Below are 19,829 nucleotides of genomic sequence, written 5' to 3'. Positions count from 1 at the left end.
CTTTCAGAACGAAAACTGGTTCAACACGTCCGGCATACCCTTGGCCAAGTCTTCAGCCTCGCGGCTTGCCAGGGTAGCGGCGTCCCACAGCTCGAAGTGAGAGCCCAGACCGAGCAGCATCACATCGCGCGTCATACCGGAAGCGTTGCGCAGTTCAGGAGCGATCAGGACCCGGCCGGAGCCGTCCAGTTCCACGTCCTGAGCGTTGCCCAGCAACAGCCGCTGCAGCGCGCGGGCCGTCATCGGAAAAGCGGCGATCTGCTCGCGCTTCTTTTCCCATTCCGGTCGCGGGTACACCAGCAGGCAGCCGTCGGGGTGGCGGGTCAGGGTCAGCCGGCCTTCGGCCTGCGACACGAGCGCGTCACGATGCCGGGTCGGAATGGAGATCCGTCCCTTGGCATCCAGCGTGAGCGCGCTGCTTCCCTGAAACACCACTTTTACCCCACTTAATTGCACAATTTCCTACTATTTCCCACTCTACGGTATGGGACAGGGGCGGTCAAGCGAGCGGTTGCAATTTTTTCAATCACAACAAGGACTTAGATCAATTTGTAAAATCGCAAAAAGAAAAACCCCCTAATAAATCAGGAGGTTGCGACATACTCTAAATGTCCTACTTCAGAAATAGCGGCTAACGGCGCGACTTACCGTCGGGGGCCCGCCCGATCCTTCAAGTTGGCGAGGCATCCCGCCGGATGGGCGCCCCTGAAAGCGGAAATGAGCGGGCGCGGAGCACGCCAGACGGCCGCGGGGCCTCGTTCAGCCGCGCGCCGTGGGAATTCAATGCAAGACGGGTCTATAGGCCGGATTCTGTACACCAGGTTGCCCTGGCGGACGATCATTCCTCTGCGCGGATCATTGCTGAGCCGCTGTAGCCATCTACCCGCATACTCGGACGGAGCCGCCCTTCACGGCCGTGAGGCCGCACGCATGCCTATTTGATGTTGCTCCGGATAGAGGTTGCCGCGTTTCACCCTGCGATGCCGCCGCCCGTTGCCGGACGGCGCAATACGGAGATAGCCGTATCAGTGCGCGCAAAACGCGCCCGCGCCGCAGTCTCGTCTCTGTGGTCCTATTCCTCAGCCGTGCCCGAAGACACGACCGGACGGCCGTTAGCCGTTACCCTGCCCTGCGGAGTCCGGACCTTCCTCGATGAGCTTGCGCCCACCGCGATCGTCCAACCCGTCTTGCAGGACGTATTCTATTACAGCCGTCCGATCTGTCCCCGGCGACAGCCGGCGCCGGCGCGAACAGTGCCTCGGGTTCCTGCGACAATACGCGCTGATCCGCTTAGATGCCGCAGACACCAACACTACATGGCCCTCGAAACTCTCATCACCCTGACCGACGTTCAGCTCGCCTACGGGCACCATCCGCTGCTGAACCATGCCGACTTCGCCATCCAGGCCGGCGAGCGCATCGGCCTCATCGGCCGCAACGGCGCAGGGAAGTCCTCGCTCCTCAGGTTGCTTGACGGCCGCACGCAGCCCGACGACGGCGCGATCTCGCGCAGCTCCAGCCTGCGGGTGGCCACCGTCGAACAGGAACCCGAGCTCGACGACAACGCCACGGTCTTCGACGTCGTATGCAATTCGGACGGCGACCACGAAGACTGGCAACGCCCCTCGCGCGCGCGTGCGGTCCTGGAAAAGCTCGGTCTGCCCGCCGACGTGCAGATCGCAGGGTTGTCCGGCGGCACGCGCAAGCGCGTCGCCCTCGCCCGCGCCCTGATCGACGAACCTGATCTGCTGCTGCTCGACGAACCCACCAACCATCTGGACTTCGAAGGCATCGCCTGGCTGGAAGATATGCTGCGCAGCTGGAAGGGCGCCGCCGTCATCATCACTCACGACCGCCGCTTCCTTGACGCTGTCACCACCCGCATCGTCGAACTCGATCGCGGACGCCTGCTCAGTTTTCCGGGCAACTTCTCGCAATGGCAGGAGCGCAAGGCCCAATGGCTCGAGTCCGAACGTCTCGAACAGGCACGTTTCGACAAGCTCCTGGCGCAGGAAGAAGTCTGGATCCGCAAGGGCGTGGAAGCCCGCCGCACTCGCAATGAAGGCCGTGTGCGCCGCCTGGAAAGCCTACGCGTCGAGCGCGCCGAGCGCCGCGAGCGCGTGGGCAATGTATCGCTGGCGCTGGCCGAGGGCCAGCGTTCCGGCAAACTCGTGGCCGAACTGGAGCACGTCAGCAAGCGCTTCGGCAACAAGATCGTCGTGGACGACTACTCCACCACTCTGCTTCGCGGCGACCGCATCGGCATCATCGGACCCAATGGCGCGGGCAAGACCACGCTGCTCAAACTCATCCTGGGTGAGCTGCAGCCTGACACCGGCACGACGCGCCTGGGCACCAACGTTGCCGTCGCCTACTTCGACCAGATGCGGGCGCAGCTCGACGAAAACGCGTCGCTGGTCGACATCATCAGCCCGGGAAGCGAATGGGTCGAGATCGGCGGCGTGCGCAAACACGTCATGACGTACCTGGGCGACTTCCTGTTCTCGCCGGCGCGCGCCGGCTCGCCGGTGCGCAGCCTGTCAGGCGGCGAACGCGCGCGTCTGCTGCTGGCGCGGCTCTTTGCCCGCCCGGCCAACGTGCTGGTGCTGGACGAGCCCACCAACGACCTGGACATCGAAACGCTCGAATTGCTGGAAGAGCTGCTGCAGGAATACGCGGGCACCGTTCTGCTGGTCAGCCACGATCGCGCCTTCCTCAACAACGTGGTCACGCAGACCATCGCCTATGAAGGCAATGGCCACTGGCGCGATTACGTGGGCGGATACGACGAATGGGTCGCGCAGCGCCCGGCGCCTGCCGCCTCTCAGAACGACGCTGACAAGGCAGCCAAGCCGGCCGACGACGGCGCCTCGCGCGCGAAAGCTGCGCGGACCAAGCCAGCCAAGGCGGGCAAGATCAATGCCTGGGACCTGCGCGAACTCGAAGGCCTGCCCGACGCGATTGCCGCGCTCGAGGCAAAACAGGCTGAATTGGCTGGCCAGCTCGCAGATGGCAGTCTCTACCGCGATGCACCGGCCGAGGTCGAGCGCATCAACGGCGAACTGGCCAAGCTGGAAGCCGAGCTCGAAGAAAAGTTCGCGCGTTGGGAACTCCTGGAAGCGCGCCGCGATGGCACGCTCTAACATCACTGCTATATATAGATAGCCCGCGCGGTGGCAAAAAAATGGGGTGAACGGCACAGCCGCTCACCCCATTTCAATGATATGCGGCGCCAGCCGCGATTGCGCTCAGACGTGGGCGCGCCACTCCAGCGCCTCGCCGGCTGCCAGCGGAACCAGCGTCGTATTGCCGAACGCCAGTTCCTCCGGCACCACGTACGTCTCGCGCGAAAGCGTCAACGTGCCGGTGTTGCGGGGCAGACCGTAAAAATCCGGACCGTGGAAGCTGGCAAACCCCTCCAGCTTGTCGAGCTTGCCGGCCGCCTCAAACGCCGTCGCATACAGCTCCATGGCGTGCAACGCGGTGTAGCAGCCCGCACAGCCGCAGGCATGCTCCTTCAAACCGCGCGCGTGCGGCGCGCTGTCCGTACCCAGGAAGAATCGCGGACTGCCGCTGGTGGCCGCTTCGACCAGCGCAAGACGGTGCGTCTCGCGCTTCAAGATCGGCAGGCAGTACCAGTGAGGACGCACGCCTCCCTGGAAGATCGCGTTGCGGTTGTACAGCATGTGTTGCGGCGTGATCGTCGCGGCAATCGGGCCCTCCGCATCGCGCACGTACTCCGCGCCTTCCTTCGTCGTGATGTGTTCGAACACGACCTTCAGCGCCGGGAATGCGCGCCGCAACGGCTTCATCACGCGCTCCACAAAAATGGCCTCGCGGTCGAACACGTCAATCGATGCGTCCGTCACCTCGCCATGCACCAGCAACGGCATACCGCACTTCTGCAGCGCTTCCAGCGCCTTCGTGCATTTGCCCAGCAGATCGGTCACGCCCGCATCCGAGTTGGTCGTGGCGCCAGCGGGGTACAGCTTGACCGCATACACCTGGCCGGACTCGTGCGCACGCACGATTTCTTCAGCCGGCGTGTTGTCGGTCAGGTAGAGCGTCATCAGCGGCGTGAACGAATCCGGATTGACGCCCGTCTTCGCAAGCGCTTCCAGGATGCGGCCGCGATACGCCAACGCCTGCTCCGTGGTCGTGACCGGCGGTTTCAGGTTCGGCATGATGATGGCGCGCGCAAACTGGCGCGCCGTATCCGCAACCACGGCATCCAGCGCCGCGCCGTCGCGCAAGTGCAGATGCCAGTCGTCGGGACGGGTGATGGTGAGTTGAGTCGTGCTTTGAGTAGACATGGAAGGCTTCTTAATCTGCCAGCGGCATGCCCCGTTCAGCCAGCGCGCAGAACATTGCGCTGCCCAGGGGAATGACGGCATCGTTGAAATCGAAATGCGGGTTGTGCAGCAGGCAGCCGGAATCCGCACCACCTTGGCCAAGACGGAAGTAGGCGCCCGGCTTGGCTTGCAACATGAACGAAAAGTCTTCGGAACCCATCGAGGGTACCAGGTCACGCACCACGTTTTCCTTGCCGATCATCTCGGTTGCGATGTCGGCCACCAGGTTGGCATGCTGTGGCGTGTTGAGGGTCGCGGGGTAGATGCGCTCGTACACCACTTCAGCGGTACCGCCAAAAGCGCCGGCAATGGCGCTCACCAGCTCGCGCATGCGCGTCTCGACCATCTCCTGGACGGACTTGCGGAACGTCCGCACCGTGCCCACCATGCGCGCCTCGCGCGGAATCACGCTCATCGCACCCGGATGCCCCGCCTGCACCGAACCGATCGACAGCACCGCCGAATCCAGCGGATTCACGTTGCGCGACACGATGGTCTGCAACGCGGTGATGATCTGGCCCGCGATCGTCACCGGATCGATCGTCTGATAAGGATGCGCGCCGTGACCGCCACGGCCCGTGATCAGGATCTCGAAGCGATCAGCCGCCGCCATCATCGGCCCCGGATTGATGCCGATCGTGCCAGGCTTGAGGCCCGGCCAGTTGTGCAAGGCATAGATCGCATCGCATGGGAACGTGTCGAACAAACCGTCCTCCAGCATGGCGCGCGCACCGCCGCGTCCTTCTTCGGCCGGCTGAAAAATCAACACAGCCGTGCCGTCGAAGTTGCGGGTCTGCGCCAGGTACTTCGCTGCGCCGATCAGCACCGCAGTGTGACCGTCGTGGCCGCAGCCGTGCATCAGTCCGGGCTTCGTCGACTTGTGCCCGAACGTGTTGTCTTCCGTCATGGGCAACGCATCCATGTCGGCGCGCAATCCGATCATGCGGCCGCTATCGCAGCGCTTGCCGCGGATCACGCCCACCACGCCGGTTTTCCCGATACCGCGGTGCACTTCGATGCCCAGCGCTTCCAGCGCACCCGCGACGATGCCCGACGTTCGGACCTCTTCAAAACCAAGCTCTGGATGGGCATGCAAATCGCGCCGGAGCGCCGTCAATTCGTCATGAAAAAGCCGAATCGATTCCAACGGAGAACGTGCGTACATAGGACGTTACAGAATGACGTGAGAGAGGGGACGGTCGGTGCATTTTAGTTGCTACAGAGGATAAATGCCTTTGTCTTTACTGGAGAGACACGTTATGCTCCGGCCGCAGGACAATTTTTCCAACAGCCAGAGAAGGAGCGCCGCATTATGGCCACAACCTCCAAACCCGCGACCGCGCGCAAGCCGAACGCTGCATTCATGAAGCCGCTGACCCCCAGCGCCGAATTGGCCGCTGTCATCGGCTCGGAAGCCGTGCCGCGTACCGAGGTCACCAAGAAGATCTGGGAATACATCAAGAAGCACAACCTGCAAGATGCCAGCAACAAGCGCAACATCAACGCCGATGCCAAGCTGCGCCCGATCTTCGGCAAGGATCAGGTCACGATGTTCGAACTGACCAAACTGGTCAACGCACATCTGAAGTAAGCAGGCAAAGGGCGTACGGCGTACGTCCCTGCCTTTGGATTGTCGCGACGCCCTGGCTTACGGCCGGGCGAGCTTCACGCCACTACGCAAGCCCCTCCTCGCAGTACCTCATCGCCACGTTCGTGGACATTCCCGCTCGATTTCAATAGCGATATCCATCGCCTGATCGTCAGCACTGGCGCGCCTTCGCAAGTCGACACGCTGCATGCTCACGCACGTCACGGCCTCTCCATCACACTCGACGGTAATAGGCTCGCACGCAGCGTCTGAATGCGTCCTACGCGTCCCAGGCAACTGCACCGAAAGTCAGCGCCTCGCCGCCCGTTCAATGCGCCACGCCGGCGCCCTATCCAATCCCATCGCTTGCACACGTCTCGCATGCACGGACGTCTCAGGCACATGCTCTCCGACGTCTCACAAGACGCATGCAAAAAGGCCGGCATCGATGCCGGCCTTCTCGAAGGTACTGCCTGATCTCAGGCGTAGGACGTGGGCGCGCTGCCTTCCAGCAACGACAGCCAGCCGCGTATCAGGCGATACAGCACCCAGACGATGGTCGCCGCAACGCCGATCCAGCCGATGAAGATGAGCGTCGCAATCCCGCTGATGGCAAGCCACAACAGTGCCCACCAGAACGTACGCAGCAGCCAGTCGAAATGGCCTGCGTAGACGGTGCCGGCAGCGTCCGACCGCTTGAGGTACATGAGCACAACAGCCGCGATCGTGGCAATGCCCAGAAATCCACTCGTCAGAAAGCCCAAGGCGTACAAGCCATAGGCTACGTGGGTCAACGTGCGAAGGTCCAATGTCGTACCGGGCACGGGGGTCTGGGGATCACTCACGATAACGCTCCAACGAATTGACTCGAACAATCTTACCGCACAAAGCCACCCCGCCCACGGGCGTTGTTATTTGGGCACATTCAGCATTGGCGCGGCTTGCAGGCCGGTCACGCCCCAAAGACAAAGCCCCACCGGGAACCGGTGGGGCTTTGAGAATAAGAGCTTGACGATGACCTACTTTCACAGACGTCCGTCCACTATCATCGGCGCGAAGGCGTTTCACTGTCCTGTTCGGGATGGGAAGGAGTGGTACCACCTTGCTATGGTCGTCAAGCGTAACTGCTTGAGCAATTGACGCCAGCGTCAATCGTTCGAATCTTGGGTCTTACTTAGGTGCTGCTTAGGCACTGTTCGGTACTGCCGGGTACTGCAATAGAAATCCGGCACTCACTACCGCGGAAGGGTTCGCGATCATCGTCGCCATCGACCTTCAGCGGAGCCGCCAGGGCCCTCACTAAAAACAAAACCCCGCAGGGGATACCTGCGGGGTTTTGAGCAATAAAAGCCTGACGATGACCTACTTTCACAGACGTCCGTCCACTATCATCGGCGCGAAGGCGTTTCACTGTCCTGTTCGGGATGGGAAGGAGTGGTACCACCTTGCTATGGTCGTCAGGCGTAACTGGTTGAGCGGTTGCGGTTTAGGCAACTGCTCCAATCTTGGAAGAAGCGCAACGTGTGGCGATCAGAGCTGAGAGCTCGATGATCGACGCACAGTGGGTGTAATTGTGTTGGCTGGCTGCTGACGGTGCAGCCAGTATTTTGTATTGAACGACACTTGGAACGCTATATCACCAGGTCAATAACCATCAGTGTTATAGGATCAAGCCTCACGGGCAATTAGTATCGGTTAGCTTAACGCATTACTGCGCTTCCACACCCGACCTATCAACGTCCTGGTCTCGAACGACCCTTCAGGGGGATCAAGTCCCCGGGATACCTAATCTTCAGACGAGTTTCCCGCTTAGATGCCTTCAGCGGTTATCTCTTCCGTACTTAGCTACCCGGCAATGCCATTGGCATGACAACCGGTACACCAGAGGTACGTCCACTCCGGTCCTCTCGTACTAGGAGCAGGCTCCGTCAAGTATCCAACGCCCACGGCAGATAGGGACCAAACTGTCTCACGACGTTTTAAACCCAGCTCACGTACCTCTTTAAATGGCGAACAGCCATACCCTTGGGACCGGCTACAGCCCCAGGATGAGATGAGCCGACATCGAGGTGCCAAACACCGCCGTCGATATGAACTCTTGGGCGGTATCAGCCTGTTATCCCCAGAGTACCTTTTATCCGTTGAGCGATGGCCCTTCCATTCAGAACCACCGGATCACTATGTCCTGCTTTCGCACCTGTTCGACTTGTCAGTCTCACAGTCAAGCACGCTTATGCCATTGCACTATCAGCACGATTTCCGACCGTACCTAGCGTACCTTCGAACTCCTCCGTTACACTTTGGGAGGAGACCGCCCCAGTCAAACTGCCCACCATGCACTGTCCCCGATCCGGATAACGGACCAAGGTTAGAACCGCAAACAAACCAGGGTGGTATTTCAAGGATGGCTCCACGTGATCTAGCGACCACGCTTCAAAGCCTCCCACCTATCCTACACAGGCCGGTTCACAGTCCAATGCAAAGCTACAGTAAAGGTTCATGGGGTCTTTCCGTCTAGCCGCGGGTAGATTGCATCATCACAAACACTTCAACTTCGCTGAGTCTCAGGAGGAGACAGTGTGGCCATCGTTACGCCATTCGTGCAGGTCGGAACTTACCCGACAAGGAATTTCGCTACCTTAGGACCGTTATAGTTACGGCCGCCGTTTACCGGGGCTTCGATCAAGAGCTTGCACCCCATCACTTAACCTTCCGGCACCGGGCAGGCGTCACACCCTATACGTCGACTTTCGTCTTTGCAGAGTGCTGTGTTTTTAATAAACAGTCGCAGCCACCGATTCTCTGCGACCCCATCATGCTAAGCGCGCAGGCGCTTCACACTACCGGGGTATACCTTCTCCCGAAGTTACGGTATCAATTTGCCGAGTTCCTTCTCCTGAGTTCTCTCAAGCGCCTTGGAATATTCATCCCGTCCACCTGTGTCGGTTTGCGGTACGGTCTCGTACAGCTGAAGCTTAGAGGCTTTTCTTGGAACCACTTCCAATCACTTCGCAAGCAATGCTCGCTCGTGCCATACCCTTGATTTACGCGCCCGGATTTGCCTAAGCGCCATCTTCGATACAGCAACAGGGACATCCAACACCCTGATGATCTTCCGCGATCCGTCCCCCCATCGCACTGTACGACGGTGCTGGAATATTAACCAGCTTCCCATCAGCTACGCATCTCTGCCTCGCCTTAGGGGCCGACTCACCCTGCGCCGATGAACGTTGCGCAGGAAACCTTGGACTTACGGCGAGGGGGCTTTTCACCCCCTTTATCGCTACTCATGTCAGCATTCGCACTTCTGATACCTCCAGCAGCCTTTACAAGCCACCTTCGCAGGCTTACAGAACGCTCTCCTACCGCGTGCACTAAAAGTGCACACCCGCAGCTTCGGTTTATCGCTTAGCCCCGTTACATCTTCCGCGCAGGACGACTCGATCAGTGAGCTATTACGCTTTCTTTAAAGGATGGCTGCTTCTAAGCCAACCTCCTGACTGTCTATGCCTTCCCACTTCGTTTCCCACTTAGCGATAATTTGGGACCTTAGCTGGCGGTCTGGGTTGTTTCCCTCTTGAGTCCGGACGTTAGCACCCGGTGCTCTGTCTCCCAAGCTGTACTTGCGGGTATTCGGAGTTTGCCATAGTTTGGTAAGTCGCCATGACCCCCTAGCTATAACAGTGCTCTACCCCCCGCAGTAATACTTGAGGCACTACCTAAATAGTTTTCGGAGAGAACCAGCTATTTCCAGATTTGTTTAGCCTTTCACCCCTATCCACAGCTCATCCCCTAATTTTTCAACATTAGTGGGTTCGGTCCTCCAGCACGTGTTACCGTGCCTTCAACCTGGCCATGGATAGATCATCTGGTTTCGGGTCTACACCCAGCGACTGAATCGCCCTATTCGGACTCGCTTTCGCTACGGCTTCCCTATTCGGTTAACCTTGCCACTGAATGTAAGTCGCTGACCCATTATACAAAAGGTACGCAGTCACCCCACAAGGAGGCTCCTACTGTTTGTATGCATACGGTTTCAGGATCTATTTCACTCCCCTTCCGGGGTTCTTTTCGCCTTTCCCTCACGGTACTGGTTCACTATCGGTCGATCACGAGTATTTAGCCTTGGAGGATGGTCCCCCCATCTTCAAACAGGATTTCACGTGTCCCGCCCTACTTGTCTTACGCTTAGTTCCACACACAGAATTTCGTCTACAGGGCTATCACCTGCTACGGCCGGACTTTCCATTCCGTTCGACTATCCTGCGTGCTAAAACGTAAAGGCTCATCCGATTTCGCTCGCCACTACTTTCGGAATCTCGGTTGATTTCTTTTCCTCGAGCTACTGAGATGTTTCAGTTCACCCGGTTCGCTTCCACTAGCCTATGTATTCAGCTAGGGATACTGCATTGCTGCAGTGGGTTTCCCCATTCGGATATCTGCGGATCAAAGCTTGTTTGCCAGCTCCCCGCAGCTTTTCGCAGGCTACTACGTCCTTCATCGCCTGTGATCGCCAAGGCATCCACCATATGCACTTAGTCGCTTGATCCTATAACGCTGTAGGCTATAGGACCTGAGTATTAGCGTTTGTGCCGTTCATAAGTTTCAAAGCAGTCTGAGGTTTGCACCCCAGTCTTGAGAACTTGGAACAAAAATAATGCAATCACAACCCGTGCCCATCTTCATCAGCAATGCTGATTACTTGATGAACACATTTTCGTTGTGCTTCTTCCAGATTGTTAAAGAACAAATATAGCTGTTGGGTAAAACCCAACTCATAACGCCGTCAGATACGACACTATGAGTTGGCCTCTACATCGCCACCGGCGATCAATGAGAATCAATGGTGGAGGTGAACGGGATCGAACCGATGACATCCTGCTTGCAAAGCAGGCGCTCTCCCAGCTGAGCTACACCCCCATATCCCGCTTGACGCGAAATACTTGGTGGGTCTGGTTGGATTCGAACCAACGACCCCCGCCTTATCAAGACGGTGCTCTAACCGACTGAGCTACAGACCCAAAACCTTCTCGGATCAGTAGTCAGGAAGCTGCAGACCCAGGGAAGATTCCCTCGACCCAAGCCTACAACTGATCCCAGCTATATCAAACAACCGATAAGAGTGGACGCTTAACACGAGCACGTAAGCTCTGAAAGGAGGTGATCCAGCCGCACCTTCCGATACGGCTACCTTGTTACGACTTCACCCCAGTCATGAATCCTACCGTGGTAATCGCCCTCCTTACGGTTAGGCTAACTACTTCTGGTAAAACCCACTCCCATGGTGTGACGGGCGGTGTGTACAAGACCCGGGAACGTATTCACCGCGACATGCTGATCCGCGATTACTAGCGATTCCGACTTCACGCAGTCGAGTTGCAGACTGCGATCCGGACTACGATCGGGTTTCTGGGATTGGCTCCCCCTCGCGGGTTGGCGACCCTCTGTCCCGACCATTGTATGACGTGTGAAGCCCTACCCATAAGGGCCATGAGGACTTGACGTCATCCCCACCTTCCTCCGGTTTGTCACCGGCAGTCTCATTAGAGTGCCCTTTCGTAGCAACTAATGACAAGGGTTGCGCTCGTTGCGGGACTTAACCCAACATCTCACGACACGAGCTGACGACAGCCATGCAGCACCTGTGTTCCGGTTCTCTTGCGAGCACTGCCAAATCTCTTCGGCATTCCAGACATGTCAAGGGTAGGTAAGGTTTTTCGCGTTGCATCGAATTAATCCACATCATCCACCGCTTGTGCGGGTCCCCGTCAATTCCTTTGAGTTTTAATCTTGCGACCGTACTCCCCAGGCGGTCAACTTCACGCGTTAGCTGCGCTACCAAGGCCCGAAGGCCCCAACAGCTAGTTGACATCGTTTAGGGCGTGGACTACCAGGGTATCTAATCCTGTTTGCTCCCCACGCTTTCGTGCATGAGCGTCAGTGTTATCCCAGGAGGCTGCCTTCGCCATCGGTGTTCCTCCGCATATCTACGCATTTCACTGCTACACGCGGAATTCCACCTCCCTCTGACACACTCTAGCTCGGTAGTTAAAAATGCAGTTCCAAAGTTAAGCTCTGGGATTTCACATCTTTCTTTCCGAACCGCCTGCGCACGCTTTACGCCCAGTAATTCCGATTAACGCTTGCACCCTACGTATTACCGCGGCTGCTGGCACGTAGTTAGCCGGTGCTTATTCTGCAGGTACCGTCAGTTTCCCGGGGTATTATCCCGGGACGTTTCTTTCCTGCCAAAAGTGCTTTACAACCCGAAGGCCTTCATCGCACACGCGGGATGGCTGGATCAGGGTTTCCCCCATTGTCCAAAATTCCCCACTGCTGCCTCCCGTAGGAGTCTGGGCCGTGTCTCAGTCCCAGTGTGGCTGGTCGTCCTCTCAAACCAGCTACGGATCGTCGCCTTGGTGAGCCGTTACCCCACCAACTAGCTAATCCGATATCGGCCGCTCTAATAGTGCAAGGTCTTACGATCCCCTGCTTTCCCCCGAAGGGCGTATGCGGTATTAGCTACGCTTTCGCGTAGTTATCCCCCGCTACTAGGCACGTTCCGATACATTACTCACCCGTTCGCCACTCGCCACCAGACCGAAGTCCGTGCTGCCGTTCGACTTGCATGTGTAAGGCATCCCGCTAGCGTTCAATCTGAGCCAGGATCAAACTCTTCAGTTTAATCTCTGTATTTGTTTCGTATTCTTGGTCTGAATAAATTCAAACCAGGTCATACGTCGCTACTCAAAGGAAGTGAGGTATGTTCTTAAACTTGACGTCTAAGGTACTTCACTTCTAGTGAGCACTTGATTTCTTGTGCTTGCGATTCAGGCCGAAACCCAATCGCTGCACTCGCATCAAGCGCCCACACTTATCGGTTGTTTAATTGTTAAAGAGCGGTCTTACTAAATTCTGTACTGCTAAATTCTGTACTGCTGATTTCTGCTTTCAACTTCGACTAACTTCGCTTTCGCGTCGTCGCTGTCGTTGCAGCAGAGAAACGAGATTATGAAGAAGTTTTTATCGCTTGTCAAGTCAGCTTCGCTTTTTGCTTTCGCAGTTTGCTTCGCTTTCTTGCGGCGACCTCTTCAGGTCTCGCCAGGACTTTCGTCCTGTCCTAGCAGCTATCGAAACGTCAGGGTAAACCCTAGATTTTTCGGTAGCAGCCAAGCCCGACACTATATCACCATTTTTGCAGTGAATGCAACCGGCTTCTGCCTGACTTGCACTCTGTTCTGCATTGCAGCCGAGCTGGAGAGTCTCCTTTTCAGCGTGCATGGAACATAGGTTCTCACTAAAAACAAACCCCCACAGGCTTACCTGTGGGGGTTTGCGCAATAAAAGCCTGACGATGACCTACTTTCACAGACGTCCGTCCACTATCATCGGCGCGAAGGCGTTTCACTGTCCTGTTCGGGATGGGAAGGAGTGGTACCACCTTGCTATGGTCGTCAGGCGTAACTGGTTGAGCGGTTGCGGTTAGGCAACTGCTCCAATCTTGGAAGAAGCGCAACGTGTGGCGATCAGAGCTAGGAGCTCGATGATCGGCGCACAGTGGGTGTAATTGTGTTGGCTGGCTGCCGACGGTGCAGCCAGTATTTTGTATTGAACGACACTTGGAACGCTATATCACCAGGTCATAACCATCAGTGTTATAGGATCAAGCCTCACGGGCAATTAGTATCGGTTAGCTTAACGCATTACTGCGCTTCCACACCCGACCTATCAACGTCCTGGTCTCGAACGACCCTTCAGGGGGATCAAGTCCCCGGGATACCTAATCTTCAGACGAGTTTCCCGCTTAGATGCCTTCAGCGGTTATCTCTTCCGTACTTAGCTACCCGGCAATGCCATTGGCATGACAACCGGTACACCAGAGGTACGTCCACTCCGGTCCTCTCGTACTAGGAGCAGGCTCCGTCAAGTATCCAACGCCCACGGCAGATAGGGACCAAACTGTCTCACGACGTTTTAAACCCAGCTCACGTACCTCTTTAAATGGCGAACAGCCATACCCTTGGGACCGGCTACAGCCCCAGGATGAGATGAGCCGACATCGAGGTGCCAAACACCGCCGTCGATATGAACTCTTGGGCGGTATCAGCCTGTTATCCCCAGAGTACCTTTTATCCGTTGAGCGATGGCCCTTCCATTCAGAACCACCGGATCACTATGTCCTGCTTTCGCACCTGTTCGACTTGTCAGTCTCACAGTCAAGCACGCTTATGCCATTGCACTATCAGCACGATTTCCGACCGTACCTAGCGTACCTTCGAACTCCTCCGTTACACTTTGGGAGGAGACCGCCCCAGTCAAACTGCCCACCATGCACTGTCCCCGATCCGGATAACGGACCAAGGTTAGAACCGCAAACAAACCAGGGTGGTATTTCAAGGATGGCTCCACGTGATCTAGCGACCACGCTTCAAAGCCTCCCACCTATCCTACACAGGCCGGTTCACAGTCCAATGCAAAGCTACAGTAAAGGTTCATGGGGTCTTTCCGTCTAGCCGCGGGTAGATTGCATCATCACAAACACTTCAACTTCGCTGAGTCTCAGGAGGAGACAGTGTGGCCATCGTTACGCCATTCGTGCAGGTCGGAACTTACCCGACAAGGAATTTCGCTACCTTAGGACCGTTATAGTTACGGCCGCCGTTTACCGGGGCTTCGATCAAGAGCTTGCACCCCATCACTTAACCTTCCGGCACCGGGCAGGCGTCACACCCTATACGTCGACTTTCGTCTTTGCAGAGTGCTGTGTTTTTAATAAACAGTCGCAGCCACCGATTCTCTGCGACCCCATCATGCTAAGCGCGCAGGCGCTTCACACTACCGGGGTATACCTTCTCCCGAAGTTACGGTATCAATTTGCCGAGTTCCTTCTCCTGAGTTCTCTCAAGCGCCTTGGAATATTCATCCCGTCCACCTGTGTCGGTTTGCGGTACGGTCTCGTACAGCTGAAGCTTAGAGGCTTTTCTTGGAACCACTTCCAATCACTTCGCAAGCAATGCTCGCTCGTGCCACACCCTTGATTTACGCGCCCGGATTTGCCTAAGCGCCATCTTCGATGCAGCAACAGGGACATCCAACACCCTGATGATCTTCCGCGATCCGTCCCCCCATCGCACTGTACGACGGTGCTGGAATATTAACCAGCTTCCCATCAGCTACGCATCTCTGCCTCGCCTTAGGGGCCGACTCACCCTGCGCCGATGAACGTTGCGCAGGAAACCTTGGACTTACGGCGAGGGGGCTTTTCACCCCCTTTATCGCTACTCATGTCAGCATTCGCACTTCTGATACCTCCAGCAGCCTTTACAAGCCACCTTCGCAGGCTTACAGAACGCTCTCCTACCGCGTGCACTAAAAGTGCACACCCGCAGCTTCGGTTTATCGCTTAGCCCCGTTACATCTTCCGCGCAGGACGACTCGATCAGTGAGCTATTACGCTTTCTTTAAAGGATGGCTGCTTCTAAGCCAACCTCCTGACTGTCTATGCCTTCCCACTTCGTTTCCCACTTAGCGATAATTTGGGACCTTAGCTGGCGGTCTGGGTTGTTTCCCTCTTGAGTCCGGACGTTAGCACCCGGTGCTCTGTCTCCCAAGCTGTACTTGCGGGTATTCGGAGTTTGCCATAGTTTGGTAAGTCGCCATGACCCCCTAGCTATAACAGTGCTCTACCCCCCGCAGTAATACTTGAGGCACTACCTAAATAGTTTTCGGAGAGAACCAGCTATTTCCAGATTTGTTTAGCCTTTCACCCCTATCCACAGCTCATCCCCTAATTTTTCAACATTAGTGGGTTCGGTCCTCCAGCACGTGTTACCGTGCCTTCAACCTGGCCATGGATAGATCATCTGGTTTCGGGTCTACACCCAGCGACTAAATCGCCCTATTCGGACTCGCTTTCGCTACGGCTTCCCTATTCGGTTAACCTTGCCACTGAATGTAAGTCGCTGACCCATTATACAAAAGGTACGCAGTCACCCCACAAGGAGGCTCCTACTGTTTGTATGCATACGGTTTCAGGATCTATTTCACTCCCCTTCCGGGGTTCTTTTCGCCTTTCCCTCACGGTACTGGTTCACTATCGGTCGATCACGAGTATTTAGCCTTGGAGGATGGTCCCCCCATCTTCAAACAGGATTTCACGTGTCCCGCCCTACTTGTCTTACGCTTAGTTCCACACACAGAATTTCGTCTACAGGGCTATCACCTGCTACGGCCGGACTTTCCATTCCGTTCGACTATCCTGCGCGCTAAAACGTAAAGGCTCATCCGATTTCGCTCGCCACTACTTTCGGAATCTCGGTTGATTTCTTTTCCTCGAGCTACTGAGATGTTTCAGTTCACCCGGTTCGCTTCCACTAGCCTATGTATTCAGCTAGGGATACTGCATTGCTGCAGTGGGTTTCCCCATTCGGATATCTGCGGATCAAAGCTTGTTTGCCAGCTCCCCGCAGCTTTTCGCAGGCTACTACGTCCTTCATCGCCTGTGATCGCCAAGGCATCCACCATATGCACTTAGTCGCTTGATCCTATAACGCTGTAGGCTATAGGACCTGAGTATTAGCGTTTGTGCCGTTCATAAGTTTCAAAGCAGTCTGAGGTTTGCACCCCAGTCTTGAGAACTTGGAACAAAAATAATGCAATCACAACCCGTGCCCATCTTCATCAGCAACGCTGATTACTTGATGAACACATTTTCGTTGTGCTTCTTCCAGATTGTTAAAGAACAAATATAGCTGTTGAGTAAAACCCAACTCATAGCACTGCAAGCAGTGCTATGAGTTAGTTTCTACGCTGCGCCAACTAATTGACGCCAGCTACAAAAAACAACCGATAAGAGTGGACGCTTAACACGAGCACGTAAGCTCTGAAAGGAGGTGATCCAGCCGCACCTTCCGATACGGCTACCTTGTTACGACTTCACCCCAGTCATGAATCCTACCGTGGTAATCGCCCTCCTTGCGGTTAGGCTAACTACTTCTGGTAAAACCCACTCCCATGGTGTGACGGGCGGTGTGTACAAGACCCGGGAACGTATTCACCGCGACATGCTGATCCGCGATTACTAGCGATTCCGACTTCACGCAGTCGAGTTGCAGACTGCGATCCGGACTACGATCGGGTTTCTGGGATTGGCTCCCCCTCGCGGGTTGGCGACCCTCTGTCCCGACCATTGTATGACGTGTGAAGCCCTACCCATAAGGGCCATGAGGACTTGACGTCATCCCCACCTTCCTCCGGTTTGTCACCGGCAGTCTCATTAGAGTGCCCTTTCGTAGCAACTAATGACAAGGGTTGCGCTCGTTGCGGGACTTAACCCAACATCTCACGACACGAGCTGACGACAGCCATGCAGCACCTGTGTTCCGGTTCTCTTGCGAGCACTGCCAAATCTCTTCGGCATTCCAGACATGTCAAGGGTAGGTAAGGTTTTTCGCGTTGCATCGAATTAATCCACATCATCCACCGCTTGTGCGGGTCCCCGTCAATTCCTTTGAGTTTTAATCTTGCGACCGTACTCCCCAGGCGGTCAACTTCACGCGTTAGCTGCGCTACCAAGGCCCGAAGGCCCCAACAGCTAGTTGACATCGTTTAGGGCGTGGACTACCAGGGTATCTAATCCTGTTTGCTCCCCACGCTTTCGTGCATGAGCGTCAGTGTTATCCCAGGAGGCTGCCTTCGCCATCGGTGTTCCTCCGCATATCTACGCATTTCACTGCTACACGCGGAATTCCACCTCCCTCTGACACACTCTAGCTCGGTAGTTAAAAATGCAGTTCCAAAGTTAAGCTCTGGGATTTCACATCTTTCTTTCCGAACCGCCTGCGCACGCTTTACGCCCAGTAATTCCGATTAACGCTTGCACCCTACGTATTACCGCGGCTGCTGGCACGTAGTTAGCCGGTGCTTATTCTGCAGGTACCGTCAGTTTCCCGGGGTATTATCCCGAGACGTTTCTTTCCTGCCAAAAGTGCTTTACAACCCGAAGGCCTTCATCGCACACGCGGGATGGCTGGATCAGGGTTTCCCCCATTGTCCAAAATTCCCCACTGCTGCCTCCCGTAGGAGTCTGGGCCGTGTCTCAGTCCCAGTGTGGCTGGTCGTCCTCTCAAACCAGCTACGGATCGTCGCCTTGGTGAGCCATTACCCCACCAACTAGCTAATCCGATATCGGCCGCTCTAATAGTGCAAGGTCTTACGATCCCCTGCTTTCCCCCGAAGGGCGTATGCGGTATTAGCTACGCTTTCGCGTAGTTATCCCCCGCTACTAGGCACGTTCCGATACATTACTCACCCGTTCGCCACTCGCCACCAGACCGAAGTCCGTGCTGCCGTTCGACTTGCATGTGTAAGGCATCCCGCTAGCGTTCAATCTGAGCCAGGATCAAACTCTTCAGTTTAATCTCTGTATTTGTTTCGTATTCTTGGTCTGAATAAATTCAAACCAGGTCATACGTCGCTACTCAAAGGAAGTGAGGTATGTTCTTAAACTTGACGTCTAAGGAACTTCACTTCTAGTGAGCACTTGATTTCTTGTGCTTGCGATTCAGGCCGAAACCCAAACCGCTGCACCCGCATCAAGCGCCCACACTTATCGGTTGTTTAATTGTTAAAGAGCGGTCTTACTAAATTCTGTACTGCAAACTTCAAATCGCGGCGCTGATTTCTCAGCACTTAGCGACTATCGAAACGTCAGGGTAAACCCTAATTTTTCGGCAACCGCCAAGCCCTCTACTATAACACAGCTTTTGCAGATTGTGCAACTGGCTTTTGCCTGATTTGCACCGCATCTTGCAACCCCGCTTAACTTTCAAGCGGCCCCGAGAAACCCGGAGGCTGGTTACTGCACAGGTGGCTGAAATTTCGATCCGGGTAAACCCTGATTCGTCATCACCAGCCAAGCCCAAGACTATAGCACAATTTTTGCGGATCTTGCAACTGGCTTCTGCCTGATTTGCGCGGATCCTTGCAATAACCGCTTGGCTTCATTTCTGACTGCCTTCGCGGCAGGCCGGCGGAACCCGCCGACCTGTTGCACCTGCTTGGCTTCGCTGCTCAAAACTGTTTGAACTGCGAAGGAGCGAGACTATAGCACAGAAATTCTGCATGTGTGGTCAGCATGACACCCATTTTGCAGAAATGTGATTCTTTTTGGGGACGCAGCACTTTCTATGCAGCCCTTGCTCCGCCCCCTCTCTATATAGATAGGAACAGCGTCGGGGCTAGCTCTCTATATATATAGCCGTCTGCTGTATCCGGAGTTCCGTCGTTTCCTTGATCTGCTGCAGCGCGAAGAAGGAACGCATGTCCACCACCGCCGGGTGACGCATGAGGGTGTCCATGGCGAAGCGGGAGAAGTGGGCCAGGTCGGCCACCTGGATGCGAAGCAGATAGTCCATGTCGCCGGACATGGCGTAGCACTCGACAACTTCGGGCCAGAGCTGGACGTCGCGTGCGAAGTCGCTCATGGGTGCGTGACTGGACCCGCTATGTTTGTTCAGGCGGATGTTTACGTACGCGAGCAACCCGAGCCCCACCTTGGCGGCGTCGATGAGCGCCACGTACTTCTTGATGAAGCCCTGCTCTTCGAGGCGGCGGACCCGGCGCAGGCAGGGACTTGGCGACAGGGAGACGCGGTCAGCCAGCTCCTGGTTGCTGAGGCGTCCGTCGCGCTGAAGCTCAGCCAGAATCCTTAGATCTGTCCTATCAAGCTCAATTCCGGACATTTTCAACCCCTGATCTTCCATAGTGAGCAATATTATTGCCCAAGTCGCCACGTTTTGCGCCATGTTTGCAATTGTCTGCCCGCCCTTCGTACCTACAATCTGCGTCTAGACTTGATTAACAAGTCGTCCTCACAAAACATGCAAGGG

At 56.0% G+C, this 19,829-nt stretch carries 7 protein-coding genes, 2 tRNA genes, 7 rRNA genes and 1 other RNA gene; 2 read left to right on the top strand and 15 right to left on the bottom strand.

Going from position 1 to position 19,829, the window contains the following annotated elements; translation table 11 throughout:
* Positions 1-3: 3 nt before the first annotated feature.
* Positions 4-432: a division/cell wall cluster transcriptional repressor MraZ gene (gene mraZ, locus CLM73_RS03710; RefSeq protein WP_063954559.1), complete on the bottom strand. Its 429-nt coding sequence runs from the start codon at positions 430-432 to the stop codon at positions 4-6.
* A gap of 351 nt (positions 433-783) precedes the next feature.
* Positions 784-1,189: RNase P RNA component class A (gene rnpB, locus CLM73_RS03705), an RNA gene on the bottom strand.
* A gap of 127 nt (positions 1,190-1,316) precedes the next feature.
* Here rnpB and CLM73_RS03700 point away from each other — a divergent pair.
* Positions 1,317-3,143, top strand: a complete 1,827-nt coding sequence (locus CLM73_RS03700) for an ATP-binding cassette domain-containing protein (RefSeq protein ID WP_105237353.1) — start codon at positions 1,317-1,319, stop codon at positions 3,141-3,143.
* Positions 3,144-3,248: 105 nt separating this feature from the next.
* Here the strand turns inward: CLM73_RS03700 and pyrC are convergent, their stop codons facing one another.
* Together pyrC and CLM73_RS03690 are read right to left on the bottom strand one after the other, a co-directional pair.
* Positions 3,249-4,328 (bottom strand): dihydroorotase, encoded by a 1,080-nt coding sequence (gene pyrC, locus CLM73_RS03695; RefSeq protein WP_105241371.1) that lies wholly within the window; start codon positions 4,326-4,328, stop codon positions 3,249-3,251.
* On the bottom strand, positions 4,324-5,517 hold the full coding sequence (locus CLM73_RS03690; protein ID WP_056569330.1) for a M20 aminoacylase family protein: 1,194 nt from the start codon (positions 5,515-5,517) through the stop codon (positions 4,324-4,326). The genes pyrC and CLM73_RS03690 overlap by 5 nt, the downstream gene beginning before the upstream one ends.
* Before the next feature lie 147 nt (positions 5,518-5,664).
* Between CLM73_RS03690 and CLM73_RS03685 the strand changes: the two genes are divergently transcribed.
* The gene (locus tag CLM73_RS03685; RefSeq protein WP_006217453.1) at positions 5,665-5,943 is read left to right on the top strand and encodes an SWIB/MDM2 domain-containing protein; all 279 of its coding nucleotides are present in this window, start codon (positions 5,665-5,667) and stop codon (positions 5,941-5,943) included.
* Between the two features lie 476 nt (positions 5,944-6,419).
* Here the strand turns inward: CLM73_RS03685 and CLM73_RS03680 are convergent, their stop codons facing one another.
* The 11 genes from CLM73_RS03680 to CLM73_RS03630 all read right to left on the bottom strand — a co-directional run bounded on the left by CLM73_RS03680 (position 6,420) and on the right by CLM73_RS03630 (position 19,682).
* Complete coding sequence (locus CLM73_RS03680) at positions 6,420-6,785, bottom strand: DUF4870 family protein (RefSeq protein ID WP_199778249.1); 366 nt, start codon at positions 6,783-6,785, stop codon at positions 6,420-6,422.
* A 161-nt stretch (positions 6,786-6,946) separates the two neighbouring features.
* Positions 6,947-7,059 (bottom strand): 5S ribosomal RNA (rrf, locus tag CLM73_RS03675).
* A gap of 230 nt (positions 7,060-7,289) precedes the next feature.
* Positions 7,290-7,402, bottom strand: a 5S ribosomal RNA gene (rrf, locus tag CLM73_RS03670).
* Between the two features lie 202 nt (positions 7,403-7,604).
* Positions 7,605-10,489: ribosomal RNA gene (locus tag CLM73_RS03665) — 23S ribosomal RNA — on the bottom strand.
* 295 nt (positions 10,490-10,784) lie between these two features.
* Positions 10,785-10,860: transfer RNA gene (locus CLM73_RS03660), tRNA-Ala, on the bottom strand.
* A 24-nt stretch (positions 10,861-10,884) separates the two neighbouring features.
* A tRNA-Ile gene (locus CLM73_RS03655) sits at positions 10,885-10,961 on the bottom strand.
* Between the two features lie 132 nt (positions 10,962-11,093).
* Positions 11,094-12,624, bottom strand: a 16S ribosomal RNA gene (locus tag CLM73_RS03650).
* A gap of 662 nt (positions 12,625-13,286) precedes the next feature.
* Positions 13,287-13,399 (bottom strand): 5S ribosomal RNA (gene rrf / locus CLM73_RS03645).
* Between the two features lie 200 nt (positions 13,400-13,599).
* Positions 13,600-16,484, bottom strand: a 23S ribosomal RNA gene (locus CLM73_RS03640).
* Between the two features lie 341 nt (positions 16,485-16,825).
* Positions 16,826-18,356, bottom strand: a 16S ribosomal RNA gene (locus CLM73_RS03635).
* Together the 16S, 23S and 5S rRNA genes with 2 tRNA genes alongside form the textbook arrangement of a ribosomal RNA operon.
* Before the next feature lie 822 nt (positions 18,357-19,178).
* On the bottom strand, positions 19,179-19,682 hold the full coding sequence (locus tag CLM73_RS03630) for an Lrp/AsnC family transcriptional regulator (RefSeq protein ID WP_105241369.1): 504 nt from the start codon (positions 19,680-19,682) through the stop codon (positions 19,179-19,181).
* Between the last annotated feature and the right edge of the window lie 147 nt (positions 19,683-19,829).

Origin of the sequence: Achromobacter spanius (genome assembly GCF_002966795.1) — a bacterium.
GTDB classification, from domain to species: Bacteria; Pseudomonadota; Gammaproteobacteria; order Burkholderiales; family Burkholderiaceae_B; genus Achromobacter; species Achromobacter spanius_D.
Note: the sequence above shows the minus strand (reverse complement) of the source record. Positions and strands in the feature narration are given on the sequence as shown.

Excerpts from the sequence above, each read along its gene's own strand:
- CLM73_RS03690 (WP_056569330.1), bottom strand. The coding sequence starts at position 5,517 with ATGTACGCACGTTCTCCGTTGGAATCGATTCGGCTTTTTCATGACGAA.
- CLM73_RS03630 (WP_105241369.1), bottom strand. The coding sequence starts at position 19,682 with ATGTCCGGAATTGAGCTTGATAGGACAGATCTAAGGATTCTGGCTGAG.
- CLM73_RS03700 (WP_105237353.1), top strand. The coding sequence starts at position 1,317 with ATGGCCCTCGAAACTCTCATCACCCTGACCGACGTTCAGCTCGCCTAC.
- CLM73_RS03685 (WP_006217453.1), top strand. The coding sequence starts at position 5,665 with ATGGCCACAACCTCCAAACCCGCGACCGCGCGCAAGCCGAACGCTGCA.